We start from the raw sequence: 25,655 nt of genomic DNA, 5'->3' as shown, positions 1-25,655 counted from the left end.
GGCCGACATCGAATACGCTGCGCTGTCACACAGGATAACTGACAAAGCCGGACGATGACAGCCCGCGCCGGCCTTGACACGTAGATTGCAAGCCATTGGTGACGGCGCCGCCACAGCCGGCGCGGCGCGGCGCCGGGCGCCGGCGGTGGTCGAAGCGACAAGCTTGCACGCCGGTCAAAAATGAAAATCCTTGTCGCAGTTAGAAAAGAGTTTTAGCATCCCGCTTTTTATAATGTGTACACCAGTCGGCTGTTGCGCCGCCACCGTACCTAACTTGATCGGAAATGCCATGAATGCCAAGCTTGATTCGACCGTGACCACACGTCCCGTGACCCGTCAGACCTTCGACGAGGTGCTGGTGCCGACCTACGCGCCGGCCGCGATGGTGCCGGTGCGCGCCTCCGGCTTGGACCTGTGGGACCAGAACGGCAAGCACTACCTCGACTTCACCTCGGGTATCGCGGTCACCGCGCTGGGTCATTGCAATCCGCTGGTGGTCGAGGCGCTGACCAAGCAGGCCAACACGCTGTGGCATCTGGGCAACGGTTACACCAACGAGCCGGTGCTGCGCCTGGCCGCCGCGCTGACCGAGGCGACTTTCGCCGACCGCGCCTTCTTCTGCAACTCCGGCGCCGAAGCCAACGAGGCCGCCTTCAAGCTGGCCCGCAAGCACGCCCACACCAAGTTCGGCGCGCACAAGTCGCGCATCGTCTCCTGCTTCCACTCTTTCCACGGCCGCACCCTGTTCACCGTGTCGGTCGGCGGCCAGGCCAAGTACACCGAAGGCTTCGAGCCGCTGCCGCCGGCTATCGACCACATCGCCTACAACGACATCGAAGCGGCCCGCGCCGCCATCGGCGACGACGTCTGCGCCGTGGTGGTCGAACCGATCCAGGGCGAGGGCGGCGTGGTGCCGGGCGACGTCGCCTTCCTGAAAGAGCTGCGCGCGCTGTGCGACAAGACCGGCGCGCTGCTGGTCTTCGACGAAGTCCAATCCGGCATGGGCCGCACCGGCGAGCTGTTCGCCTACATGGGCTGCGGCGTCACGCCGGACGTGCTGACCGCCGCCAAGGCGCTGGGCAACGGCTACCCGATCGGCGCCATGCTGACCACCGAGGAACTGGCCAAGACCCTGTCGGTCGGCACCCACGGCACCACCTACGGCGGCAACCCGCTGGCCGCCACGGTGGCCTTGACCGTGCTCGACACGATCAACCAGCCGGCCTTCCTGGCCCGCGTCAAGGAAGCCAGCGCCAACCTGAGCGCCGCGCTGAATAAGATCGTCGCCGACTACCCGCAGGTGTTCACCCTGGTGCGCGGCTCCGGTCTGCTGCTCGGCATGGTGCTGGCGGAAGCCTTCAAGGGCCGCTCGAAGGACATCCAGCGGGCCGCCGAAGCGCAGGGCCTGATGGTGCTGATCGCCGGCACCGAGGTGCTGCGTCTGGCGCCGGCGCTGATCGTCACCGATGCGCAGATCGCCGAGTTCGACCGCCTGCTGCGCGCCGCGCTCGACGGCCTGACCAAGGCCGCCTGAAGCGTCGGCCAACACCGCCCGCGCCGTTTGCTCGGCGCGGGCCATCCGGCCCGCCGCGTTTGCGGCGGGTCGGCATTTGCTATTGATCGCATTGAAGGAGCTCACATGTACGTTGTCCGTCCGGTAGAACTAGCGGATATTGCTGCCCTCGAAGCGCTGGCCGCAGTGACCATGCCGGGTGTCCACACCTTGCCCAAGACGCGCGACAAGATCGCCGAGGCGGTCGAGCGTTCGCTGGCCTCGTTCGCCGCGCATGTCGACATCCCCAGCGAGGAATCGTATCTGTTCGTGCTCGAATCGCTGGACACGAAAAGCCTCGTCGGCACCGCCGCGATCTACGCCTCGGCCGGCTCGAACGGCACCTATTTCTCCTTCCGCAACGACGTCATCCAGCAGGTCTCGCGCGACCTGAACATCAGCCACAGCGTGCACGCGCTGACCCTGTGCTCCGAGCTGACGGCCTGCTCGCAATTGTCCAGCTTCTACGTCGCCGAGCAGGAACAGGGCGGCCCCGAGGCGGCGCTGCTGTCGCGCGCCCGCCTGCTGTACGCCGTGCTGGCGCAGCAGCGCTTCGGCGACCGCTTCTTCGTGCCGCTGGCCGGCATCACCGACGCTGCCGGCGGTTCGCCGTTCTGGGACGCGCTGGGCCGCAAATTCTTCCAGATGGACTTCCTCGACGCCGAGCGCGTCATCGGCGGCGCGCGCAACCGCACGTTGATCGTCGAGCTGATGCCGCACTACCCGGTCTACGTGCCGCTGCTGCCGGGCGACGCCCAGGCGGCCATGGGCCAGATCCACCCGTCCGGCGAACTGGCCTTCAACCTGCTGACGGCCGAGGGCTTCGAGGCCGACGACTACATCGACATCTTCGACGGCGGCCCCATCCTGCAGGCCAACAAGAACGCGCTGCGCACCTTCAACGGCGCCATGCGGCGCCGGGTCGAGACGGCGGCGCCGGAGCGCGCCGCCGTGCCTCGCGTCAGCTACGCCGTCGCCGCCGCCTCCGAACAGAACTTCCGCGCCGTGGTGGCCGACTGCGCCCCGGTCGAAGCCGGCGGCAGCGTCAGCCTGTCGCTGGATGTGCAGGAGGCGCTGCAAATCGCCGAGGGCGACACCGTCATCTGCGTGCGCCTGTGACGGCGCGCGCGAGAACTTTTACTGAAGTGGGAACCCTATGCTAGTTGTACGCGCAATCAAGGCCGAAGATCTGGACGCCCTGTACGGAATGGCCAGCCAGGTCGGCAGTGGCATGACCACCCTCAAGCCGGACATGAAGATGCTGGGCGACCGCGTCGCCGTCGCCGTCGCCTCCTTCGCCGAGACCATTGCGCCGGCCAAGCGCGACTACATGTTCGTCATGGAGGACACCGACAGCGGCCGCCTGGCCGGCGTCTGCGCCATCAAGGGCGCGGTCGGGCTGGAGGAGCCGTTCTATAACTACCGCATCGGCACCCTGGTCCATTCCAGCCGCGAGCTCGATGTGTTCACCCGCATGGAAACGCTGTACCTGTCGAACGACCTGACCGGCAGCACCGAACTGTGCTCGCTGTTCCTGCATCCCGACTACCGGGTCGGCAACAACGGCAAGCTGCTGTCGAAATGCCGCTTCCTGTTCATCGCCCAGTTCCCCCACCTGTTCACCGAGAAGCTGATCGCCGAGATGCGCGGCTTCCAGGAGGCCGACGGCCGCTCGCCGTTCTACGAGGGCCTGGGCCGGCACTTCTTCAAGATGGACTTCAACCACGTCGACGACCTGACCGCGTTGGGCAAGAAGTCCTTCATCGCCGAGCTGATGCCGCGCCAGCCGCTGTACGTGGCCTATCTGCCGAACGAGGCGCAGGAGGTGATCGGCAAGGTCCACGTCTCGACCGCGCCGGCGCGCCGCCTGCTTGAGCAGGAGGGCATGCACTTCGAGGGCTACGTCGACATCTTCGACGCCGGCCCGGTGCTGCAGGCCCGCGTCTCCGAGTTGCGCGCCATGCGCGACAGCGAGTTGTCGAACATCGGCGTGGTCGGCCAGGTCGAATCGAGCTGCGCCAGCGAGGTCGGCGCCGAGCCGACGCTGGTCTCCAACACCGACCTGAAAGATTTTCGCATGATCCTGTCGCAGGCGGTGCCGCTGCACGGCGCCCTGGCTTTGCCCGAGGCCGAACAGGAACTGCTGCATTGCCATCCGGGCGACACCGTGCGCACCCTGCCACTCAATTTGAGGAAGAATCCCCATGTCTGAACACGCTCTGAGTAACTTCATCAACGGCCAATGGCTGGCGGGTAGCGGCGCCGAACTGGTCACCATCGATCCGGCCAACGGCCGCCAGACCTGGGCCAGCCGCGCGGCCACCGCGCAGGACGTGGCGCAGGCCAGCGCCGCCGCGCGCGTCGCCTTCGAGGGCTGGGCCTTGACGCCGCTGGAGCAGCGCATCGCCGTCTGCACCCGCTTCCGCGACCTGCTCAAGGAGCACGCCGAGGAGCTGGCGCTGCTGATCTCCGAGGAAGTCGGCAAGCCGCTCTGGGAGTCGCGCACCGAAGTGGCCACCATGGCCAACAAGGTCGACATCTCGGTGCAGGCCCACGCCGCCCGCACCGGCGAGAGCCACAACAAGGTGGCCGACGGCGAGGCCGTGCTGCGCCACCGTCCGCACGGCGTGTTCGGCGTGTTCGGTCCGTACAATTTCCCCGGCCACCTGCCCAACGGTCACATCGTGCCGGCCCTGATCGCCGGTAACACCATCGTCTTCAAGCCGAGCGAGTACGCGCCGCGCACCGCCGTCAAGACGGTGCAGCTGTGGCAGCAGGCCGGCTTGCCGGCCGGCGTGGTCAACCTGGTCAACGGCGGCCGCGACACCGGCGTCGCGCTCGGCCAGGACGCCGAGCTGGATGGCGTGCTGTTCACCGGCAGCTGCCAGACCGGCAGCGCGCTGCACAAGCAGTTCGGCGGCCAGCCGGGCAAGATGCTGGCGCTGGAAATGGGCGGCAACAACCCGCTGGTGGTGTGGGACGTCAAGGACATCGACGCCGCCGTCTTCATGGCCGTCTCCTCGGCCTTCATCTCGGCCGGCCAGCGTTGCACCTGCGCGCGCCGCCTGATCGTGCGGGACACGCCGGAAGCGGCCGCCTTCATCGCCCGCCTGGTCGATGTCGCCAGCCGCCTGACCATCGGCGCGTCCAACGCCGAGCCGGCGCCGTTCATGGGGCCGGTGGTGTCGGCCGCCGTCGCCGAGCGCCTGCTGCAGGCGCAGGCCGACATGGTCGCCAAGGGCGGCAAGAGCCTGCTGCAGATGCGTCATCTGGACCCGGCCAGCGGCTTCGTTTCGGCCGGTATCGTCGACGTCACCGACGCCAAGGGCATCGCCGACGAGGAGTGGTTCGGTCCGTTGCTGCAAATCGTCCGCGTGGCCGATTTCGACAGCGCCATCAAGGCCGCCAACGCCACCGAGTTCGGCCTGGCCGCCGCGCTGATCTCGACCGACGCGGCGCTGTGGCAAACCTTCCAGCTGCGCGCCCGCGCCGGCATCGTCAACTGGAACCGGCCGACCACCGGCGCCGCCAGCAGCGCGCCGTTCGGCGGTGTCGGCAAGTCCGGCAACCACCGCCCGAGCGCCTACTACGCGGCCGACTATTGCGCCTATCCGGTCGCCTCGATCGAGAACAGCGTGCTGGAAATGCCGGCCAAGCTCTCGCCCGGCATGAACTTCTAAAGACAGGAAAACCGCACCATGCGCAACGCACGCGAATTCAACTTCGACGGCCTGGTTGGCCCCTCGCACAACTACGCCGGCCTCTCGTTCGGCAACGTCGCCTCGTTCAGCAACGTCAAGAGCGCCTCGAATCCGAAACTGGCGGCCCTGCAGGGCCTGGCCAAGATGCGCGCGCTGGCCGCGCGCGGCTTCGCCCAGGCCCTGCTGCCGCCGCAGGACCGGCCGAATTTCCGTCTGTTGCGCAGCGTCGGTTTCAGCGGCAGCGACGCCGACGTGCTGGCGCAGGCCTGGAAGGCCTCGCCGGTGATCCTGGCCTGCGCCTGGTCGGCCTCGCCGATGTGGACCGCCAACGCCGCCACCGTCAGTCCGTCGGCCGACAGTGGCGACGGCCGCAGCCATTTCACACCGGCCAATCTGAACAACAAGCTGCACCGCGCCTTCGAGCATAGCCAGTCGGCGCGCAGCCTGCGCGCCATCTTCGGCGACGAGCGCCATTTCGCCGTGCATGACGCGCTGCCCGGCACGCCGGCCTTCGGCGACGAGGGCGCCGCCAACCACACCCGCCTGTGCGCCAGCCACGGCGCCGCCGCCGTCGAGATGTTCGTCTACGGCCGCGTCGAGTTCGACGCATCGGCGCCGGCGCCGAAGCGCTACCCGGCGCGCCAGACGCTGGAGGCGTCGCAGGCCGTGGCCCGCCTGCACGGCCTGGCCGACGAGCGCACCGTCTACATCCAGCAGAATCCCGAGGTGATCGACCAAGGCGTGTTCCACAACGACGTCATCGCGGTCGGCAACGGCAACGTGCTGTTCTACCACGAGCAGGCCTTCGCCGACGAGGCGCGCGGCCTGGCCCGGCTGCGCGGCGCCATGGCCGGCGTTGGCGCCGAGCTGGAAGCGATCCGTGTCGACACCAAACAGGTGGCGGTGGCCGACGCCGTCGCCAGCTATTTGTTCAACAGCCAGTTGCTGTCCAAGGCGGACGGCAAGATGGCCCTGGTGATCCCGCAGGAATGCCAGGAGAACGCCGCCGTGGCCAACTACCTGCAAGGCCTGGTGGCCAGCGGCGGCGCGGTCGACGAGCTGATTCATTTCGACCTGCGGCAAAGCATGCGCAACGGCGGCGGACCGGCCTGTCTGCGTCTGCGCGTGGCGCTGAACGACGCCGAGGCGGCCGCCATGCACCAGGGCGTGGTGATGACCGAGGCGCTGTACCATACGCTGGTGGCCTGGGTCGAGAAGCACTACCGCGACCGCCTGGAGCCGCAGGACCTGGCCGATCCGGCGCTGGCGCTGGAAGTGCACGCCGCGCTCGAAGAGTTGAGCCGCATCCTCGGCCTGCCCGGTTTGTACGCTTTGTAAGCGCCGGCGCGGGTAAGCGCCGGCAAGCGCGGAAGGAACGCGCAAGAACACGCACGAATTGTAAAATCACGCATCGTCCCCAAATGGGGGCTTAGAATTTAACTGGGCCGGGCCAACCCCTGCCTTTTTATCGAGTCGACGCCGCCCAGCCATAAGCGAGGCGGTGCGGACGGAATACACACAACGTATTGGAGAATTCACGATGAAACAAATGCCACACGATCTGCGCACCCAAACGCTCGATCTGGTCAACGCCAGCAAACCCGCCGCCGACAGCGGCCAGGTGGCGGCGCTGATCAGCGCCTGGCTCGGTTCCCTGGACGAAGACGACCTGGCCGGCATCGCGCCCGACAGCCTGGCGCCGGTCCTGTGGCAAGGCTTCAGCCAGGCGGCGCGCCGCACTGGCGCCGGCTGCCAGATCGCCAAGCTGCGTTACGCGGATGGTCGCGGCGGCATGGCCACGGCCCTGTTGATTCTGAATGACGATATGCCCTACCTGGTCGATTCGATCGTGATGGCCATGCGCAAGCAGCGCGTGGCGGTCAATGGGGTGCTCAATTCCGTGCTGGCCGTGCGCCGCGCCGACGACGGCAGCGCCGTCGCGGTCGGCCAGGCCGGCGACAAGCTCGAATCGTGGGTGCTCTGCCTGTTGGCGGAAGACCTGCAGGAAACCGAACTGGCGGCCCTGGTCGCCAAGCTGGAAATGGTCGCGCGCGACGCCGCCGTGGTGCGCCGCGACCACGCCGCCATGACCGCCCACTTCGCCAGCGTTGGCGCGGCCGCCGCGGCGGCCGGCGGCGCCGAAGGCCAGGAAGTGGCCGCCTTCCTCGACTGGGCGCGCAGCGAGGGCTTCGAGCCCTTCGGCTACGCCTACTATCAGGTCAAACCGGGCGTGCGCGAGCTGGAACGCGACATCCCTAGCCGCATCGGCGTGCTGCAGGACACCTCGCACCCGGTCTACGGCACCTGCCTGGCCAACATCCCGGGCGACTTCGACACCCTGTCCAAGCGCGACCACTCGCTGTCCATCGTCAAGGCCGACGTCGAGGGCACGCTGCACCGCGACCAGCAGCTCGACTTCATCGGCGTGCGCGACACCGACGCCAAGGGCGCCATCCTCGGCGAGCACTGCTTCGTCGGCCTGTTCACCCGCGCCGCCACCGCCACGCCGCTGGGCCGCCTGCCGTTCGCCCGTGGCCGCATCGCCAAGGTGCTGAGCATCGCCGGCGTGCGCCAGGAAGGCTTCCGCGCCGAGAAGTTCATCGAAATCCTCGAATCGCTGCCGCGCACCGAAGCGCTGGAGGCCGAGCCGGAATGGCTGGCCGAAGTCTGCGGCGCCGTGGTCTCGCTGTACAAGCAGCCGCGCACCAAGGTGTTCGCCCGCCGCGACGTCTACGCCCGCCACCTCAACGTGCTGGTCTACCTGCCGCGCGAGCGTTACAGCGCCAGCGTGGCGGCGGCCCTGGCCAAGGCCCTGCAGGCCAGCTCCGGCGCCACCCACGTCAGTTCGCAAACCCTGGTGGCCGACGGTCCGCTGGCCCGCCTGTACCTGATCGCCCACGCCGCACGCTATCCGCTAGACCTGGAAACCGACATCCAACGTCCGCTGCTGTCGGTGCTGGACGGCTGGCTCGACAACTTCGCCACCCTGGCCGACGCCGTCTTCGACATGCCGATGCGCGCCAGCCTGCGCAAGCTCGGCGCCCAGCTGCCGGCCGACTATGTCGCCGCCACCGCGCCGGCCGTGGCCTTCCACGACCTCGGTTCGATCCTGCGCAACACCGACGCCGGCCGCGTCGCCGTGCGCGTGGAGACGGCCGGCGAAGCCACCACCATTCGCCTGTACTCGGTCGACCGCGCGCCGTCGCTGTCGACCATCCTGCCGGCGCTGCACAACGCCGGCGTCGCCATCGACCGCGAACAGGCCTACAGCATCACCGCGCTGGACGGCAAACGCCACGTCGTCACCAGCCTGGCGGTGGACACCGCCAGCGCCGCCAAACTGGCGCTGCCCAACGTGGTCGCCGTGGCGCAGGAATTGTTCGCCGCGCTGTTCAACGACGAGGCCGAGGACGGCCGCCTGAACGGCCTGGTCATCGAAGGTGGCCTGAGCATGCGCGAGATCCAACTGGTGCGCGCCTACATGAGCTACTGGCGCCAGACCGGCAGCCGCTTCTCGGTGCGCTATATCGCCGAGAGCCTGCGCAAGCAGCCGGTGGTGGTCAAGCAGCTGGTCGACGCCTTCCTGCAACGCTTCGACCCGACGCTGAGCGAAGCCCAGCGCGTCGCCGCGCGCGACAGCCTGGTCGCCATCAAGGCCAACCTGGCGGCGATCAACCACGCCGACAGCGAGGAGATTCTTGGCGCCGTGGCCGACCTGATGCTGGCCACGCTGCGCACCAACTACTTCCAGAACGCCCAGCAGGGCGACAAGATCATCTTCAAGTTCGACACCAGCAATCTGGCGCTGGTGCCGGAGCCGCGTCCGTTCCGCGAGATCTTCGTCTTCTCGCGCCGCTTCGAGGGCTTGCACCTGCGCGGCGGCCCGGTCGCCCGTGGCGGCCTGCGCTGGTCCGACCGCATGGAAGACTACCGCACCGAGGTGCTCGGCCTGGTCAAGGCGCAGATGGTGAAGAACGCCGTCATCGTGCCGGCCGGCGCCAAGGGCGGTTTCGTCTGCAAGCAGATGCCGAAGGACGCCGTGCGCGAGACCATCGCCGCCGAGGGCGAAGCGGTCTACCGCCTGTTCATCGCCAGCCTGCTGGAGGTGACCGACAACCGCGTGCTGGGTAACATCGTCGCGCCGGCCGACACCGTCTGCTACGACGGCGGCGATCCGTATCTGGTGGTGGCGGCCGACAAGGGCACCGCGACCTTCTCCGACATCGCCAACGGCATCGCCGTCAAGCGCGGCTTCTGGCTGGGCGACGCCTTCGCCTCGGGCGGTTCGAACGGCTACGACCACAAGAAAATGGGCATCACCGCCAAGGGTGCGTTCGAAGCGGTCAAGCGCCACTTCTATGAACTCGACCACGACATGAACACCACCCCGATCAGCATGGTCGGCGTGGGCGACATGTCGGGCGACGTGTTCGGCAACGGCGTGCTGCTGTCGCGTCAACTCAAGGTGCTGGCCGCCTTCGACCACCGCCACATCTTCCTTGACCCGACACCGGACGTCGCCGTCTCCTTCGCCGAGCGCGAGCGCATGTTCGCGCTGCCGCGCTCCTCGTGGGAAGACTACAACAAGGAGCTGATCTCGGCCGGCGGCGGCGTGTTCCCGCGTAACGCCCGCAGCATCGAGCTGTCGCCGCAGATCCGCGCCGCGCTCGACATCGAGGAAACCGCGCTGGCGCCGGAAGAGCTGATGCACCGCATCCTGCTGGCGCCGGTCGACCTGTTCTACAACGGCGGCATCGGCACCTACATCAAGGCCTCGACCGAGAGCCACGCGCAAGTCAAGGACCGCGCCAACGACAACATCCGCGTCGACGGCAGCCAGCTGCGTTGCAAGGTCGTCGCCGAGGGCGGCAACCTGGGCGCGACCCAGTCGGGCCGCATCGAGTTCGCGCTGGCGGGCGGCCGCATCTTCACCGATGCGATCGACAACTCGGCCGGCGTGGATTGCTCCGACCATGAAGTCAACGCGAAGATGTGGCTGGACGTGGAAATGAACGCCGGCCAGCTGAGCGAGACCGAGCGCAATCGCGTGCTGAACGAAATGACCGCCGACATCGAGCGTCTGGTCCTGCGCGACAACACGCTGCAAACCCATCTGCTGGTGCGCGAGGCGCAAGCCCAGTCCGAGGCTTCGGTGCAGGACGGTTACGCCGCCCTGATCGCCAGCCTGGAAGAGGAGGGCGCCCTGTCGCGCGAACTGGAGCAGCTGCCGACGGTGGCCGAACTGGCGCGCCGCAAGGCCGACAACCGTTGCCTGACCACGCCGGAACTGGCGGTGGTGATCGCCAACGTGAAGAACCGCTACAAGCGCATCCTGTCGGCGCTGCCGCTGACCGACGCCAGCTGGGCCGAGTCGGTGCTCAAGCCGTACTTCCCGGACCTGCTGGTGGCCACCCGCAGCGCGCTGGCCCACCCGCTGGCCAACGCCATCCTGGCCACCGTGTTGGCCAATGAAGTGATCAACCGTTGCGGTCCGCTGATGCTGCGCGACCTGGCGGCCGAACACGGCGTCGACGAGTCGGAAGTGATTTTGGCTTGGGGCCAAGCCTGGTCGGCGCTGAACCTGGCGCCCATCTTCGAGGCGCTCGACGCCGACGCGTTGAACGTGCCGCGCGCCGTCTCGATCAAGGTCGACGGCCGCACCCGTGGTCTGCAGAAAGCCGTCATCGAGGGCGTGCTGTCGGTGCCCGCCGAGCAGCTGCGCGCCGCCGGCGGCCTGCAAGAGTTGACCCGCCTGTTCAAGAAACCGGAACTGCTGCAACAGCTGACCCCGGCCGACGCCGAGGCGGATGCCGACGCCACGGCGTCGCTGCGCCCGGCCTTCGTGCAGGCCTGGCAGGCGGTCGACGCGATCGAAGCGGTGGCGGCCTTCGTCTTCGCCGCGCTGTCGGTCAGCCGTCCGGCCGACATGGACCTGCCGGCCTTCCTGCAGCTTGGTCTGGCGCTGCGCGGCCAGGTCGGCATCGACACGCTGGAACGCGGCCTGAAACTGCCGGCCCACAGCAAGTCGCAGGAACAGCTGCGCAGCTACGCCCAGCATGCCTTGCGCCGCACCCAGCAGCGTTTGCTGGGCCAGGTGCTGCAACGCGCCACCGACGGGCACGATTCGGTCGAGGCGGTCGAGGTGGTGACCAACACGCTGGGCCTGTCCGGCTACCCGGTCGCCGGCGACCTGGAGCAGGCCATGCTCGACGTCTGGGCGCTGTCCGAGGCGATCACCTCTTCTGTGACGGCATAAGCGGATGCAGAAGAGCGATACAGTGGTAAACGCACCCGGCGCCGCGCAAGCGCTGCCGGAGGCGGTGCGCGCCCTGGCCGAAGCCGATTTCGGCGCGGTCGCGGCGCGCTTCACGGCGGCCGGCTTCGCGGTGACGCAGCCGGCCGACGGCATCCTGAGCATCAAGTTGACGCAAGCCGAGGGCGCGCAGCAGCGCGCCAGCGTGCTGGTGTCGGTCGGCGTGCACGGTGACGAGACGGGACCGATCGAAGTGGTGGCGTATTTGTTGGACGCGCTGTCGCACCAGGCCGGCCAGTTGCAGGTCGACTTGATGCTTTGCGTCGGCAACATCGGCGCCATCCGCGCCGGCAAGCGCTTCATCGACGCCGACTTGAACCGCATGTTCCGCCTCGAACGGGGCGGCCTGGCCGGCACCGCCGAGGCGGCGCGCGCCGACGTGATGATGGCGGCCACCGCCGCCTTCTTCGCCGGCGCCGGGCCGCAACGCTGGCACCTCGACCTGCACACGGCGATCCGGCCGTCGGTCTACCCGACCTTCGCCATCGTGCCCGAGCTGATCGAGGATGGCGCCCGCCGTGGCCTGATCGACTGGCTGGGCCGGGCCGGCATCGGCGCGATCATCATGAATCCGGCGTCGGCCGGCACCTACAGCTACTATTCGTCGGAGCACCACGCCGCCGCCGGCAGCACGGTCGAGTTGGGCCGCGTCGGCACGCTGGGCCAGAACGACATCGGCCAGTTCGCCGAGGCCTCGGCGGCGCTCGACGCGCTGCTGCGCGGCGTGGCCGCGCCCGAGGCGAAGCAGCAAGCGCACGTGTTCAACACGGCGCAGCAGATCATCAAGCTGAGCGACGACTTCCGCATGGCCTTCGGCCGCGAGACGCAGAACTTCACCGCGCTGCCGCAGGGCGCCGAAATCGCCCGCGACGGCGATAAGGTTTACACCGTGCAGCACGCCGAGGAATTGGTGGTCTTCCCCAATCCGGACGTGCGGATCGGTTTGCGCGCCGGCCTGATGGTGGTCCGCGTTTCCTGATTCACGCTTGTTCATTGTTGATTCGTCGTTGATTCATCGGGACGGCGCCGCGCCGTCCCGCCACCGAAAGGCCAGCCATGTCGCTATCGATGTACCAGGCGTCCGTTCCCGCCTTCCTGCGCGCCCTCGGCGTGCTGCATACCTTGCTGGAAAAGGCCCAGGCCCACGCTGAAGAACACGGCATCGTGCCGGAGACCCTGCTCGGCGCGTGCCTGGCCGACGACATGATGCCGCTGTCGGCCCAGGTGCAGCGCGCCAGCGACGCCTCCAAGCTGGCCATTGAACGCCTCAGCGGTGTGGCCGCGCCCAAGTTCGCCGACGACGAGACCAGCTTCCAGCAACTGGAGCAGCGCATCGCCGCCACCATCGCCTATTTGAACAGCGTCACGTCGGCCGATTTGGAGCAGGGCGCCACGCGCGAGGTCAAGCTGAGCTTCGGCGCCTTCCAGGCCGAGTTCAACGGCGCCGATTATTTGCTCAGCTTCGCGCTGCCCAACTTCTACTTCCACATCGTCACCGCCTATGACATCCTGCGCAACCAAGGTGTGGCCGTGGGCAAGCGCGACTACCTCGGTCCCTTCGGTTAAATAGCCGACCGTCGGCGCCGGCAAACCCCAGCGGCGTAACCCTGGGGTCAGACCCGCAGGGTCTGACCCCGGCTGTTGCCGCTGGGTTTTCTCACCGCAGCTGCCCCTTCACATCGCAAAAAAGCCGCCGGCAAACTGCCCGGCGGCTGATTGGCGGGCGGCACCCAGTTTCAGCGTTCCGGTTGCCGCGGCTCCTGCTGGCGCTTCTGCACCTCGTTGCCCAGCATGCCGCCGCCGATGGCGCCGGCCACGGTGGCCAGCGTGCGGCCACGGCCGCTGCCGACCTGGTTGCCCAGCAGGCCACCGAGCACCGCGCCGGCGCCAATGCCGACGTAGTTGGGTTGCTGCGGCTGGGGTGCCGGCTGCGGCGCTTGCTGGCGTGGTCGCTCATAGTCGGCCTGCGAGGCCTGCGCCACCTGCGTGCTGCGGTGCGGACGCGGCGCCTTGTGCTGGGCCTGCGCGTGGGTCGCGGCATGCGCCGGTTCGGCCATCGGCGCCTGCTGCGCCACCGTGCTGCCCTGCGGCGCCAGCGCGGCGCCCTGCGGCGGCACCTGGCCCTTGCCGGCCACCTCGACCGGAGCGAATTCCGATGTCGGCGTGCCGCCCGCCGCGCCGTTGGGGCCGATGGCGCCCTTCGACGTCGGCAGCCAGCCGGCGATGGCCGCCGTGCCCACCAGGGACAGCACGGTGACGGAGATCGCTGCGCCGGCGATCAGTGGATGAATGCGCGATACGGTTCTGATCTTTTCCATTTTTATGCTCCTGAAGGTGGTGGCTACTGCATGGCGCTAGATTAACGGCGCCTTGTCGGACAAGCTATACCGTGTGCTGTATCAAAAGTAAGCAGGTGTAAGCGCGCACTTGAAAACATGGTTTGATCGCGCCACGGCGGCAGGCTACACTGGCGCCTCGTTCGCAGTGTCCGCAAATAAAAACCACGAGGAGTCCACGATGAAAAAATCACTGTTGTTGTCCCTGGCCGGCCTGTGCGCCAGCGGCGCGCTGCACGCGGCGCCGGCCACCTACACCATTGATCCCGACCACACCTTCCCCAGCTTCGAGGCCGACCACATGGGCATCTCGGTCTGGCGCGGCAAGATCAACCGGAGCAGCGGCAGCGTCACGCTGGACAAGGAGTCCGGCTACGGCATGGTCGACATCAAGATCGACCTGGCCAGCATCGACTTCGGCCAGGACGCGCTGAACAAATGGGCGCAGGGGCCGGATCTCTTCGACCTGGCCAAATATCCGAAGACCAGCTATCGCGGCAAGCTGACCGGCTTCGTCAACGGCGCGCCGACCGAGGCCATGGGCGAGCTGACCTTGCACGGCGTGAGCAAGCCGGTGAACCTGAAGATCAACTCCTTCAAGTGCGTTCCCCACCCGATGCTCAAGCGCGAGCTGTGCGGCGCCGACGCGCTGGCGGTGATCCAGCGCGACCAGTTCGGCCTCAGCGCCGGCAAGGACTACGGCTTCAAGATGGACGTCACCCTGCGCATCCAGGTCGAGGCCCTGAAAACCGAGTAAACGATAGGGGCCGGTTTCGCCCGCCTGGCGTGGCGCCGGACGGCTCTTGTCATCTTGATAGCGGTGGGCCGGAAGAGCAGTGCCGGCCTGCTTTGTCAACATTTCCGGCACCGCAAATCCGTTGCTATTTTTGTACAAAATTACTTTATGGGGAAACGCGACAAAGCCCTATAATCGCTTAGTTTTTTTGACCCCGAACTTTTCGCGGGCGACTTGATCCCTGCCGCCTCAGCAACTGAATTGAAGGAATGCCTGTGAACCAAACGCTGGTCCAGAAATTGACCCGTACCAAGCCGGTCAATACCACAGCCGAAGCCGTCGCCGAACCCACCGGCGGCGGGCTGCACCGCTCCATCGGCCTGTTTCCCCTGACCATGATCGGCGTCGGCGCCACCATCGGCACCGGTATTTTCTTCACGATGGTCGAGGCCGTGCCCAAGGCCGGCCCCTCGGTGATCCTGTCCTTCCTGATGGCCGCCATCACCGCCGGCCTGACCGCGCTGTGCTACGCCGAGTTGTCGTTCCGCATACCCGCCTCCGGCTCGTCCTATTCCTTCGCCTACGCGACGGTGGGCGAGTTCCTCGCCTTCATCATGGCGGCCTGCCTGCTGCTCGAATACGGCTTGGCGGCCAGCGCCACGGCGATCGGCTGGTCGTCCTATCTGAACAACTTCCTCGGCAACGCCTTCGGCGTGCACATCCCGGAAATGCTCAGGTCGCCGATGATCGTCTCGGGGCTGAAGGGGATGGAGTTCCATCCCGGCCATATCAACCTGCCGCCCATCCTGCTGGTCTGCCTGTGCTGCTTCATGCTGCTGCGCGGCACCAAGGAATCGGCCACCACCAACGCCATCATGGTGATGATCAAGCTGGCGATCCTGATCTTCTTCGTCGTCATCGCCTTCTCCGGCTTCGACGCGAACAACTTCGTTCCCTTCTTCAACACCGACAACAGCAAGGGCTTCGCCGGCATGTCCGGCGTGACGGCCGCCGCCGGCACGGTGTTCTTCTCCTTCATCGGCCTCGACACGGTGGCCACCGCCGGCGACGAAGTGCGCAATCCGAAACGCAACGTGCCGATCGGCATTTTGGCGGCGCTGGTCATCGTCACCGTGTTCTATCTGCTGGTGGCCGTGGCGGCGCTGGGCGCCCAGCCGGCCGCCAAGTTCGAGGGCCAGGAGGCCGGCCTCGCCGTGATCCTGCAGAACGTCACCGGCAAGACCTGGCCGGCGCTGATCCTGTCGGCCGGCGCCGTCATCTCGGTGTTCAGCGTGACCCTGGTGACCATCTACGGCCAGACCCGCATCCTGTACGCGATCTCGCGCGACGGCTTGATCTCCAAGTCCTTCCAGACCGTCAACCCGCGCACCGCCGCGCCGGTCAGCAACACCGTCATCGTCTGCCTGGTGGTGGGCCTGGTGGCCGGCTTCGTCGACGCGACCTTCCTGTGGGACATGGTCAGCATGGGCACCCTGACCGCCTTCATCGTCGTCTCGCTGGCCGTGCCGGTGATGCGCAAGAAGGAAAACGGCAAGGGCATCAAGGGCTTCCGCGTGCCGTTCGGCCCCTATGTGGTGCCGGGCCTGAGCATCTTCGCCTGCCTGTACATCATGCGCGATTTGTCGAGCACCACCTTCCGCATCTTCTTCATCTGGATGGCGGCGGCCGTGCTCACCTACTTCCTGTACGGCATGCGCAACTCGCGTCTGAACAAGCCGGCCTGAGTTTCGGCGGCGCCATGAAAAAAGACCCGGTCGCTCGCGCGCCGGGTCTTTTTGCTTTCCGCGGAAAGGCTTAGTCCTGGTTCAGCTTGCCGCCGACGTACAGGCGCAGCACCAGGAAGGTCAGACCGGTGGCCGCCATCAGGGCGGGCAGTTGGACCAGTACTTTCAACATGTCGTTCATCATGATTATTGCTCCGTTTTGGCGCCGAGATACAGGCGGACGATGAGGCCGGTGGCGGCGATGGCGGCTGGCAGGTTTTGCAGGATCTCCAGCATGATCAACCCCGCGAAGCCATGAAGCGCAGCTCGGCCGACAGGTTCGGTGCGATGTGTTCGTAGTCGTCGGCCATGCGCGACAGATAGGTGCAGGTGGAGTCCTTGTTGCGCTGCGAAACAAGCGCCTCGTCAGCGGCCGCTGCGCGTGGGTTTACCGCGAACAATGCTGCCAGCAGGCTGCGTGCCGCGCTCAGGACATTGCTCACGTAACCGCCATGGGCGAAGTCGTTGTAGTCGAAGGTGTTGTTTGCTGTGCTCATTTGAAGCTCCTGTTTGTCTGTATGTTGCAGTGCAGTATAGGGGGCTTTTCATCATAAGCCTACTTTCAATTTGTGATGGATGCCATACATAAAACACATAACACTGCAAAACATTTGCGCAGAACTAATTCCGCAGGGCAATGTGTCGGATGTGCCACAGAGCAATTTCTCCTATGAAAAGGGGTCGTTTGATCGGCTATCATGCCTGTCTTGACGGCAACAAAATTAAGCGGAGAAATAGATGTCCCTGAGGATCAAATTTATGTTGGCTTTGCTGTCGACGGGCCTGGCGGCGGCCGCGATGGTCGGCGGCCTGGCCTATGTGGGCGTCACCAGCAAGGTCGATTTGATCCGGCGCCAGCAAGCGGCTGAGCATTTTTACAAGTATATGAGCGCCTATGTCGGCCGCTACGGCGGTTGGCAGGCGGCCATCGAGGCCGAGTCCTTCGACCGCTTCATGCAACGCAGCATCGAGCTCGATGGCGACAGCGCCGGCCGGGTGGCCAGCGCTTCGGTCGCGCCCCTGCCGGCCGGGCTGGGACGCAGCATAGGCGCCGATGGCCGGCCGATGCCGCCGCCGGCGCGCCGCGACGGCGACGAGCCTGCCGCCCGGCCACAGGACATGCGCCCCGCTCCGCCGGACGGCGAACGGCGCGGCCCAGCGGACCAAGAACGGCGTGGGCCGCCGGATGACGAACGGCCCGGTCCAGCGGATGGCGAACGGCCGGGCCCACCGGGTGGCGAACGGCGTGATCCAGCGGACGGTGAACGAGGCGGTCCGCCCGACGGGGCAAGGCGCGGCCCGCCGGAGGGCGAGCGCGCGGCCGCGCGGGACCAGCGGCGGCCCGACAACGGCCGTGGCGCCGCGCCGCCTTTCCACTTCGTCGTCGCCGACCAGGACTATAAGGTGGTGCTGGGCGCCGGCATCTACCGGCCGGGCGAGCCTTTGCCGGCGGCGGCGCGCGAGGGCGCCCGTGCCGTCGTGGTCGACGGCCGCACCGCGCTGTACATTTCGTCGGAGGGCGTGCTCACGCCGAGCAAGCAGGAGCAGCAGTATTTGAACGCCGTGCGCGAGGCCCTGTTGGCCGGCGCGGCGGCGGCGACCGTGTTGGCGCTGCTGCTGGGCGTGTTGCTGAGCCGGGGCCTGAGCCGCACCCTGACCCGCCTGACCGACGCCGTGCGCGCCATGCACGGCGGCTCGCTGCTGCAGCGCGTGCCGGTGCAGGGCAGGGACGAGGTGGCCGCGCTGGCCACCGCTTTCAACGAGATGAGCGAGCAGCTGGCGCACAGCCACGCCGAGCTGCATGCCTCGCACCAGACGATATTGGAACAGGCCGAACAGCTGCGCGAGCTGAGTGTGCGCGATGCCCTCACCGCCTTGTACAACCGGCGCCACTTCGACGAGCAGGCCATCACCTTGTTCAACCAGGCGGTGCGCCACCAGCGGCCGTTAAGCCTGGTGATCGGCGATATCGACTTCTTCAAGCGCATCAACGATCAGTTTTCGCACGCCACCGGCGACGCGGTGCTGCGCAAGGTGGGCGAGATCCTGCGCGGACATATGCGCTTGAGCGATCTGGTGGCGCGCTACGGCGGCGAGGAGTTCGTCATCGCGCTGCCGGAGACGGCGTTGCCACAGGCCGCCGCCTTGTGCGACAAGCTGCGCGAGCTGATCGAGGGCCATCCGTGGCACGAGGTGCATCCCGAGTTGAAGGTGACGATGAGCATGGGCGTCTGCGCCGATATCGCCGCCGGCACCGCCGAGGCCATGCTGCAAAAGGCCGACGCGCTGCTGTACCGCGCCAAGGAGACGGGGCGCAACCGGGTCTGCTTCGCGTGAGGTGGTGGCGCCCAAACCACCCAACGGCGTAGGGCCAGGGTCAGACCCCCCGGGGGTCTGACCCTAGCATGTGTCCCTGGGTTTCGTCGTTGTTCAGCGCCGCAGCGCGGCGGCCCAGCGCGCGCCGAACATCACGCTGAGCAGCGCCGCGACGATGAAGGCGATGCCGCCCCACTGCCAGGCGCCGATCACGTCGCCCAGCACCAGCATGCCGGAGCTGATGCCGACCACCGGCACGCCCAGGCTGAACGGCGCGACGCGGTTGACGGCGTGGCGTTTGAGCAGGCCGGTCCACATGGCGTAGCCGAGGATGGTCGCCATCCAGCCCAGATAGGCCAGCGAGGCCAGTGCGGTGAAGGAGACGTGCGTCCATTGCCAGCGCGTGGCCGGCGCGTCGAAGGCCAGCGACAGGCCGATGAAGGGCAGGATCGGCACCAGGCTGCTCCACACCATGAAGGGCACCACCTCGAACTGCGGGGTGGACTGCTGGGCGCGGCGCACGACGATGTTCGAGGCGGCCCACATGGCGGCGGCGGCCAGGCACAGCGCGAAGCCGGCCGGCGTGGTCACCTGGCTGTGGCCGGGCGCCAGATAGTTCATGCCGAAGCAGGCCAGTCCCAGCGCCGCCAGGATCAAACCGATTTGCAGCGGACGGCTGGCGCGTTCGCCCAGCAGCGTGAAGCCGAGGAAGGCGGTGAAGAACACCTGCGTCTGCAAAATCACCGAGGCCAGCGAGGCGGACATGCCGACCTTCAGCGACAGGAACAACAGGCCGAACTGGCCGACGCCCTGGGTGCAGCCGTACAGCAGTATCCACTTCCACGCCAGCTTGGGCGGCCGCACAAACAGCAGCAGCGGCAGCACGGCGAACAGGTAGCGGCCGGCGCCCAGCTGGAACGGCGTCAGCTCGCGCAGGCCGAACTTCATGGCGATGAAATTGGTGCCCCAGATCAGGACGACACACAGGGCCGCGACCAGGTCGCGGCCGGACAACGGCGAGTTTTCTCTATTCATCCCAAATCATGGCACGAAGCGCGCGCCCAGGTCTAGGGTGACATCGTGGCAAGCCTGTCGCGGCGGCCGCCTTGCCGGATCGCGTTCAGGCCGGCGCGACGTCGCGCACGATGGCCTGGCTGTGGATGATGATCTTGTCGGCGTCGGCCTGCAGCAGGCGGATGCGGCGCTGCACCAGCGGCCAGCCGCTCCACGGCACCTGCGGCGTTGGCGCCGCCGCCGCGCTATCGATGCCGCCGTGCGGCGGCGCCATCGTCTGGCCGTGCTGCTGCAGCGCGTGCGCCAGACTGCGGCAGACCCGGTCGTGGCTGTGCTCCAGCATGGCGTTGACGGCGTCCACCGGCAGTTCCTTCGCATGGCGCCGCAGGATCGAGCGCAGCGCCGCCACGTGCGCCACCAGCAGGTAGTTCTGCACGATGAAGAGGTTGATGTCCTCCACCGCGCGCTGCTTGCGGCCGGGTTCGTCGAGCATGCGCACCAGCGCGGAGCTGAGCGCCGCCAGGCTGTCCATCAGGCGCTTGCGCTCGATGCGGTAGGCGAAATCGTCCTTGCCCTTGCCCTGCAACAGATCGAAGCTGGCCTGCATGTAGCGCAGGTTGACGCCCAACACCTCGCGGATCAAACGCGGCAGGCTTTGGTACTCCCAGTTGGCCAGCACGAAGCTGAAGGCGGTGGCGACGGCGGCGCCGATGAAGGTGTCGGTCAGCCGTTCGACGATCAGGTTGCCGTTGCCCGGCGCGATCAGGTGCATCTGCAGCAGGATCATGATGCTGACGGCGATGGCGGCGTAGCGGTAGCGCAGGTAGATGAAGGTCGGCGTGGCCACCGTCGAGAGGATAAGGATGCCGAGGATGGCGGCCGGATAGTTCAGGTACTTGATGATGACGGCGGTGACCACGCAGCCGATGACGGTGCCGACGATGCGGTCGCTGCGGCGCTGTTTGGTCATGCTGAAGCTGGGCTTGAGGATGATGACGATGGTCAGCACGATCCAGTAGCTGTGCGCGGCGTAGGGCAGCTGGGCGGCGACCAGCAGGCCGACCGAGATGGCCATCGCCACGCGCAGCGAGAAGCGCAAGATCGGCGAGTCCAGCCGCAGGTGCGACAGGATCATCTTGAACTCGTACTTCTGCTGCGACAGGAAGGGCGCCATGTCGGCGTCGTTCCAGAACGGCGTGCTGGCGTAGGCCTTCTGGCTGGCCTGGTGCAGCTCGCCGATCATCTGGGCGATGGCGCGGATCTTGTTGCGTTGGGCGCGCAGCACCGCCAGCGCCTCCTGCGCCGGCTTGCCGGCGTCGACCCGGGCCTGCAGCTGGAGCAGCTCCGCCTCGATGGCGTCGAGCTCCGGCGCGTAGCTGATGGCGGCGTAGGAGACGCGCTTGCGGGTCACCGCGTAGGCCACCGACTCGATGTCGCGCGCCGCCTTGTAGGCGATGTCGTGCAGCGTCTTGAGGATGGGCGAGTCGGCCAGGTGCAGGCGCAGCTCGGCGTAGTCGGTGTGGGTCGACAGGATCAACTCGTACAGGTCGAGCATGCAGACGTGGACCTGGACGACGATGGCGTCCTGGCTGTTCTGGTGGCTGCGCAGGATCAGGTCGCGCGAGGCCTGCTGGCGGTCGGCCAGCACGCTCTGCTGGCGCACCAGCTTGTTGAACTGCTCGGTGAGGTTGTAGCGGGTGTCGTAGAAGTCGGCCTTGATGTCGATGTAGGCGGCCAGCTCGAACAGCGCCTCGGCCAGCACCTGCTGCTTGATGCGGTGGCGCAGTATCCACGACACCGCCATCGAGTAGGCCAGGTAGGCCAGCGCGCCGAGGGTGAACAGGCCGGTGTGGACGAAGGACTGGCGCATGCTCATCTCGTGTTCCATCGACATGGTCATGATGAACAGCGTGGCCAGTTGCAGCGGCATCGACTTCTTGCCGTAGACGACCATCATGCAGGCCATGAAGCTGACCAGCACCAGCATCGTCATCAGCAGCCAGTGGACCGGCGCGCACAGGCTGATGAGCAGGGTGACGGCGCTGCACAGCAGCACCGAGGCGGACATTTCGTTGAACTTGTGGCGCAGCGGGCTGGGCATGTCCATCAGCGCGGTGCACAGGGCGCCGATGCACACCGTCATGGCGGTCGTCATGTCGGCGAACTGCAGGGTGATCAGCGTGACGCCGACCAGGCCGGCGGCGAAGCGCAGGCCGAGGTAGAAGTAATGGCTATAGAAAAACGTGCGCAGGTTGAGTGCGTAATGCATGGCTGTGACCTTGTGGGCAGCGGAAAACCAGAATGCTCAGAATGCTGGAATTACTTGTGACTTACTCGCGGCGCGCATGGGTGGGGCGCCGCACGAAAACCAGCGCGGCGGGATCGCCGTCGCGCTGGTGGGAGTGCTTGTTATTGTTGTGCCGGGCATGGGCCGGACGGGTTGGCACCCGCCGGCCCGGCTGGGGAGTGGCGTCGGGTCAGAACACCGACAACACCGGATAGCGGCGCCATTCCGGTTCGGCGTGGCGCTTGCCGTGTTCGAAGATGAAGCCGAGCACCTGCTCCTGGTCGGCCAGCAGCGCCGGGTTGGCGCTCTTCCATTGTTCGAACTTGGCCTTCAGTTCGGGTTCGCTTTCGAGCATTTCCAGCGCCAGGTCTTCGAAGACGTAGTCGGAGAAGGCTTCCTTTTTCTCCAGCACGCTGTTGAAGAAGCCCCAGCGGAAGAAGCTGTCGTGGCCCTGCGGCTCCAGCGTCTCGACGGCGTAGCGGGCGTTGGCCTGGTTCAGCGGGATGTAGAAGTCGCCCGGCTGCAGCACGAAACTGCCCTGGCGCGCCTCCAGCTCCACCGTGTCGTGGAACATGTGGCCCTCGTAGGCCTGCGGGCGCGAGCCGACGGCGGCGATGTGGTAGTACTGCGCGTCCACCGTGGTGGCCTCGGCGATGCGGCTCATCTCGACGCCGTTCCATTGCAGGCGTTCGATCGCTTCGCGCCAGGCTTGCGGCACCACGTAGGCTTTCGGCGTGCGCACCACGGCGTCGGCGACGAAGTTGCTGAAGTAGGGGATGTCGCGTTCCCACGGCTGGCTGCGGTCGTAGGACAGGCGCTGGTAGTCGCCCAGCAGGCTGGCGCTGCGCTTGGCGGCGTAGCCCTTGAAGCGGAAGGTGCTCGGATTGGCTTCGTCCATCTTCCAGCTGACCGGCCAGTGGCGCTTGGTCTTGGCTTGTTCCTTGGCGTCGGCGCGCAGCTGGCGGATCTGCGCGCCGTTGGCGACGGTGAAGGCCAGCGTCACGTCGAGCAGCGCGCGCATCGACTCGTAGCGGTCGGCGAAGGGCTTCAGCATGTGGGTCTCGGGCATGAAGCCGATGACGTGGTGCAGGGCGGCGAAGCCGGTCGAGAAGCGCGGCACTTCGAGGAACTCGGCGATGCCGTCGTCCGGGCTGTCCTTGATCGGGTTGACGTAGGGGCAGGTCGGCCAGCCCTTCGCTTCCATCTGCGCGAAGATATGCGGCAGCATGGTGTGGCGCAGGAAGGGGCCGAGGCCGTCGCCCAGCTTGTCGGCCTGGGTGTGGATCAGCGTCATGGTGTACGGGTAGTCGGCGCCGTTGGAGGTATGCGTGTCGACCATCACGTCCGGGTCCCAGCTGGTGACGAGCTGGTTGAACAACTTGGCGTTGAGCGTGTCGCACTTGACGAAGTCGCGGTTCAGGTCGAGGTGGCGGCTGTTGCCGCGGAAGCCGAACTGCTCCGGGCCGTCCTGGTTGACGCGCGAGGTGTTGGCACGGTTCAGGCTGCCGTCGACGTTGTAGACCGGCACGAACAGCAGCACCGTCTTGCCCAGGGCGGCCAGGCGCGCCGGGTCGACGCACAGGTCGCGGACCATGGCCATGCAGGCGTCGATGCCCTCGGGCTCGCCGGGGTGGATGCCGTTGTTGTTGAAGAAGACCGGGCGGCCGGCGGCCTTGATCTGCTCGCGGTCGAACACGCCGTCGGCGCTGACCACGCCGGCGTGCACCGCAATGCCGCCGTCGGAGACGCCGATTTGCTCGAATTTCAGGATCGTCGGGTAGCGTTTGGCTAGCGCCTGGTAGAAGGCGATGCACTCGCTCCACAGGGTGGTCTGGTTGTGATTGCCTTTTTCGTAAGGCGTGAGCATGTCATGCATGGCGGTCTGGATCTCAGAGGGATGAATGGGGTGGAAACGCGCACCGGATAAGCACGCTGCCGGGGAGGAATTGTAACATCCGTGCCCGATTTTTGAGCGCCCGCCGGGCGCTTGCGCTGGCTCAAACGAAGGCGGCCGTATCGCTGCTATTGATGGAGCCTCAAGCGTGTTGGGGCGGGAGGCGATCATGTACAAGCATTGGAGCGCGGCGGTCGTGCTGCTGCTGATGGGTGCGCTGTTGCTGATGGCTGTATTGCTCGAACTGGCCGGCGGGGCGCAGCGCCATGTGGCGGCGGCGGCCGCCGTGCGCCTGCTGGCGGCCGTGACGGTGGCGCCGGCCGGCCCCGGCACCGTGGTGGTGCAGCCGGACGGCACGGCCTTGATCCGCTTCCTCGGCATGACCGTTCTGGCCGGCAACGTTAAATTCCCCGCCGCCATGCCGGCCACCCCCACCGACGGCATCGACCTGATCGTGCTGCCCCAGGTCGAGCAGGCCCAGCTGGATTGGCTGGACGGCGTGGCGCGGCGTGCTGGCAGCGCAAGCGGCGCCGGCAGAGGGGGTGGTAGCGGCGGCGGTAGCGGCGGCGGCAGCGGCGGCGGCGCCGGCCGGGCCGACGTCGTCGCGGCGGAGGCCGCCGCCGCGCGGCTGCGCCAGGCCGGTGTCGCCGGGGTGCGGGGGCTGCCGCTGTGGCAGGCCTTGGAACTGCGCAAGGGCAAGGTGGCGCTGCGCTTGACGGCGCTGCCGGGCCGCCGCACGGCCGATCTGCGCAGCGGCTTCATGCTGGACTTTTCCAGCGGCCGGGCGTTCTACCGCATCTACCTGAGCGGCGAGGCGATGACCCCCGAGGACGTGGCCGAACTGCCGCAGCGCTTCCCCGGCGCCCAACTGGCCCTGCTGCAGGCCGACGACGCGCCCATCCTGGCAACCTTGCAGGACGACAGCGGCGGCGCCAGCCTGAAACTGCTGGCCGGCGCCCGCTACGCCTTCACGCCGCAAAAACGCTAGCGTAGCGGGCGCCGCTCAGGCCTTCCTGGCGTTGGTCTCGACCCAGGCGGCGAAGGCCGTGGCGATCTTTTGCAGGAACTGGCCGGTCGACTCGTCGGCCAGCTTGCCGTCGGCGTCGAACAGCTTGGGGGCGCCGCCGATGTAGGCTTCCGGTTGTTGCAGCAGCGGCACGTCGAGGAAGACCATCGACTGGCGCAGGTGGTGGTTGGCGCCGAAGCCGCCGACCGCGCCCGGCGAGACGCTGACGATGGCGCCCGGCTTGCCGCCCCACACACTGGCGCCATACGGGCGCGAGCCGACGTCGAGGGCGTTCTTCAGCGCCGCCGGCACCGAGCGGTTGTATTCCGGCGTGAAGAACAGCAGGCCGTCGCAGGCGGCGACCTGTTGGCGGAAGGCGCTCCAGGCGGCCGGCGCGGTGGCGCCGTTCTCTTCCAGATCCTGGTTGTACAGGGGCAGCCCGCCGATCTCGACGAACTCGAAGCTCAGCGACGGCGGCGCCAGCGCGATCAGCGCGTGGGCCACTTTGCGGTTGAGCGAATCCTTGCGCAGACTGCCGACCAGCACGGCGATTTTTTTCACGGACATTTTTGTTCCCTTCAAAACGGTTGATCGGGCTTGCACTTCTTTTAATGTAGCGCATTTCGCCGCGCGCCGGTGCTGCTGTTTTTTGGTGCTTCAGGGATTGAGGCGACGCCGGCAAAACCCAGCGGCGTCAATCTGGGGTCGGACCCGGC

Annotated in this window: 18 protein-coding genes; 12 read left to right on the top strand and 6 right to left on the bottom strand. The window is 67.1% G+C overall.

What is annotated here, in order from left to right:
• Positions 1-313: 313 nt before the first annotated feature.
• The 8 genes from astC to H7U20_RS15655 all read left to right on the top strand — a co-directional run bounded on the left by astC (position 314) and on the right by H7U20_RS15655 (position 13,132).
• A complete protein-coding gene (astC, locus tag H7U20_RS15690; RefSeq protein ID WP_370593161.1) occupies positions 314-1,534 on the top strand; it encodes an acetylornithine/succinylornithine family transaminase in 1,221 nt (406 codons plus the stop codon).
• A 105-nt stretch (positions 1,535-1,639) separates the two neighbouring features.
• Entirely contained in the window at positions 1,640-2,671 is a 1,032-nt protein-coding gene (locus H7U20_RS15685) for an arginine N-succinyltransferase (protein ID WP_199760085.1), read from the top strand.
• Between the two features lie 37 nt (positions 2,672-2,708).
• On the top strand, positions 2,709-3,764 hold the full coding sequence (gene astA / locus H7U20_RS15680) for an arginine N-succinyltransferase (RefSeq protein ID WP_199760084.1): 1,056 nt from the start codon (positions 2,709-2,711) through the stop codon (positions 3,762-3,764).
• Positions 3,757-5,232 carry a succinylglutamate-semialdehyde dehydrogenase gene (gene astD, locus H7U20_RS15675; protein ID WP_199760083.1) on the top strand — a complete coding sequence of 492 codons (1,476 nt, stop codon included), beginning with the start codon at positions 3,757-3,759 and terminating at the stop codon, positions 5,230-5,232. The genes astA and astD overlap by 8 nt, the downstream gene beginning before the upstream one ends.
• A gap of 18 nt (positions 5,233-5,250) precedes the next feature.
• Complete coding sequence (astB, locus tag H7U20_RS15670) at positions 5,251-6,591, top strand: N-succinylarginine dihydrolase (protein ID WP_199760082.1); 1,341 nt, start codon at positions 5,251-5,253, stop codon at positions 6,589-6,591.
• A gap of 202 nt (positions 6,592-6,793) precedes the next feature.
• Positions 6,794-11,509 carry an NAD-glutamate dehydrogenase domain-containing protein gene (locus H7U20_RS15665; RefSeq protein WP_199760081.1) on the top strand — a complete coding sequence of 1,572 codons (4,716 nt, stop codon included), beginning with the start codon at positions 6,794-6,796 and terminating at the stop codon, positions 11,507-11,509.
• 22 nt (positions 11,510-11,531) lie between these two features.
• Positions 11,532-12,545 (top strand): succinylglutamate desuccinylase, encoded by a 1,014-nt coding sequence (locus H7U20_RS15660; RefSeq protein ID WP_370593158.1) that lies wholly within the window; start codon positions 11,532-11,534, stop codon positions 12,543-12,545.
• 77 nt (positions 12,546-12,622) lie between these two features.
• Complete coding sequence (locus H7U20_RS15655) at positions 12,623-13,132, top strand: DUF1993 domain-containing protein (protein ID WP_199760079.1); 510 nt, start codon at positions 12,623-12,625, stop codon at positions 13,130-13,132.
• A gap of 170 nt (positions 13,133-13,302) precedes the next feature.
• Here the strand turns inward: H7U20_RS15655 and H7U20_RS30785 are convergent, their stop codons facing one another.
• The gene (locus tag H7U20_RS30785) at positions 13,303-13,884 is read right to left on the bottom strand and encodes a glycine zipper 2TM domain-containing protein (protein WP_199760078.1); all 582 of its coding nucleotides are present in this window, start codon (positions 13,882-13,884) and stop codon (positions 13,303-13,305) included.
• Positions 13,885-14,083: 199 nt separating this feature from the next.
• On the opposite strand from H7U20_RS30785, the gene H7U20_RS15645 reads away from it, so the two are divergent.
• Both H7U20_RS15645 and H7U20_RS15640 read left to right on the top strand, forming a co-directional pair.
• Complete coding sequence (locus H7U20_RS15645) at positions 14,084-14,659, top strand: YceI family protein (RefSeq protein WP_199760077.1); 576 nt, start codon at positions 14,084-14,086, stop codon at positions 14,657-14,659.
• 254 nt (positions 14,660-14,913) lie between these two features.
• Positions 14,914-16,383, top strand: a complete 1,470-nt coding sequence (locus H7U20_RS15640) for an APC family permease (RefSeq protein ID WP_199760076.1) — start codon at positions 14,914-14,916, stop codon at positions 16,381-16,383.
• A 278-nt stretch (positions 16,384-16,661) separates the two neighbouring features.
• Here H7U20_RS15640 and H7U20_RS15635 read toward each other — a convergent pair whose 3' ends face one another.
• The gene (locus tag H7U20_RS15635; RefSeq protein WP_199760075.1) at positions 16,662-16,919 is read right to left on the bottom strand and encodes a hypothetical protein; all 258 of its coding nucleotides are present in this window, start codon (positions 16,917-16,919) and stop codon (positions 16,662-16,664) included.
• 262 nt (positions 16,920-17,181) lie between these two features.
• Between H7U20_RS15635 and H7U20_RS15630 the strand changes: the two genes are divergently transcribed.
• Complete coding sequence (locus H7U20_RS15630; RefSeq protein WP_233410787.1) at positions 17,182-18,759, top strand: diguanylate cyclase; 1,578 nt, start codon at positions 17,182-17,184, stop codon at positions 18,757-18,759.
• A gap of 93 nt (positions 18,760-18,852) precedes the next feature.
• Here the strand turns inward: H7U20_RS15630 and H7U20_RS15625 are convergent, their stop codons facing one another.
• From H7U20_RS15625 to H7U20_RS15615, 3 genes are all read right to left on the bottom strand, one after another.
• Positions 18,853-19,773 carry an EamA family transporter gene (locus tag H7U20_RS15625; protein WP_199760073.1) on the bottom strand — a complete coding sequence of 307 codons (921 nt, stop codon included), beginning with the start codon at positions 19,771-19,773 and terminating at the stop codon, positions 18,853-18,855.
• 85 nt (positions 19,774-19,858) lie between these two features.
• Positions 19,859-22,021 carry an FUSC family protein gene (locus tag H7U20_RS15620; RefSeq protein WP_199760072.1) on the bottom strand — a complete coding sequence of 721 codons (2,163 nt, stop codon included), beginning with the start codon at positions 22,019-22,021 and terminating at the stop codon, positions 19,859-19,861.
• 208 nt (positions 22,022-22,229) lie between these two features.
• The gene (locus tag H7U20_RS15615; protein WP_199760071.1) at positions 22,230-23,915 is read right to left on the bottom strand and encodes a M14 family zinc carboxypeptidase; all 1,686 of its coding nucleotides are present in this window, start codon (positions 23,913-23,915) and stop codon (positions 22,230-22,232) included.
• Positions 23,916-24,102: 187 nt separating this feature from the next.
• Between H7U20_RS15615 and H7U20_RS15610 the strand changes: the two genes are divergently transcribed.
• Positions 24,103-24,921: a hypothetical protein gene (locus H7U20_RS15610; RefSeq protein WP_199760070.1), complete on the top strand. Its 819-nt coding sequence runs from the start codon at positions 24,103-24,105 to the stop codon at positions 24,919-24,921.
• 15 nt (positions 24,922-24,936) lie between these two features.
• Here H7U20_RS15610 and H7U20_RS15605 read toward each other — a convergent pair whose 3' ends face one another.
• Entirely contained in the window at positions 24,937-25,506 is a 570-nt protein-coding gene (locus H7U20_RS15605; RefSeq protein ID WP_199760069.1) for an NADPH-dependent FMN reductase, read from the bottom strand.
• Between the last annotated feature and the right edge of the window lie 149 nt (positions 25,507-25,655).

Origin of the sequence: Rugamonas violacea, assembly GCF_016461825.1 — a bacterium.
In the GTDB taxonomy this organism is placed as follows: domain Bacteria; phylum Pseudomonadota; class Gammaproteobacteria; order Burkholderiales; family Burkholderiaceae_D; genus Rugamonas.
This window is presented reverse-complemented; position numbering and strand designations above follow the sequence as displayed.

Excerpts from the sequence above, each read along its gene's own strand:
- H7U20_RS15685 (WP_199760085.1), top strand. The coding sequence starts at position 1,640 with ATGTACGTTGTCCGTCCGGTAGAACTAGCGGATATTGCTGCCCTCGAA.
- astA (WP_199760084.1), top strand. The coding sequence starts at position 2,709 with ATGCTAGTTGTACGCGCAATCAAGGCCGAAGATCTGGACGCCCTGTAC.
- astD (WP_199760083.1), top strand. The coding sequence starts at position 3,757 with ATGTCTGAACACGCTCTGAGTAACTTCATCAACGGCCAATGGCTGGCG.
- astB (WP_199760082.1), top strand. The coding sequence starts at position 5,251 with ATGCGCAACGCACGCGAATTCAACTTCGACGGCCTGGTTGGCCCCTCG.
- H7U20_RS15665 (WP_199760081.1), top strand. The coding sequence starts at position 6,794 with ATGAAACAAATGCCACACGATCTGCGCACCCAAACGCTCGATCTGGTC.
- H7U20_RS15655 (WP_199760079.1), top strand. The coding sequence starts at position 12,623 with ATGTCGCTATCGATGTACCAGGCGTCCGTTCCCGCCTTCCTGCGCGCC.
- H7U20_RS30785 (WP_199760078.1), bottom strand. The coding sequence starts at position 13,884 with ATGGAAAAGATCAGAACCGTATCGCGCATTCATCCACTGATCGCCGGC.
- H7U20_RS15645 (WP_199760077.1), top strand. The coding sequence starts at position 14,084 with ATGAAAAAATCACTGTTGTTGTCCCTGGCCGGCCTGTGCGCCAGCGGC.
- H7U20_RS15635 (WP_199760075.1), bottom strand. The coding sequence starts at position 16,919 with ATGAGCACAGCAAACAACACCTTCGACTACAACGACTTCGCCCATGGC.
- H7U20_RS15630 (WP_233410787.1), top strand. The coding sequence starts at position 17,182 with ATGTTGGCTTTGCTGTCGACGGGCCTGGCGGCGGCCGCGATGGTCGGC.
- H7U20_RS15625 (WP_199760073.1), bottom strand. The coding sequence starts at position 19,773 with ATGAATAGAGAAAACTCGCCGTTGTCCGGCCGCGACCTGGTCGCGGCC.
- H7U20_RS15620 (WP_199760072.1), bottom strand. The coding sequence starts at position 22,021 with ATGCATTACGCACTCAACCTGCGCACGTTTTTCTATAGCCATTACTTC.
- H7U20_RS15615 (WP_199760071.1), bottom strand. The coding sequence starts at position 23,915 with ATGCATGACATGCTCACGCCTTACGAAAAAGGCAATCACAACCAGACC.
- H7U20_RS15610 (WP_199760070.1), top strand. The coding sequence starts at position 24,103 with ATGTACAAGCATTGGAGCGCGGCGGTCGTGCTGCTGCTGATGGGTGCG.
- H7U20_RS15605 (WP_199760069.1), bottom strand. The coding sequence starts at position 25,506 with ATGTCCGTGAAAAAAATCGCCGTGCTGGTCGGCAGTCTGCGCAAGGAT.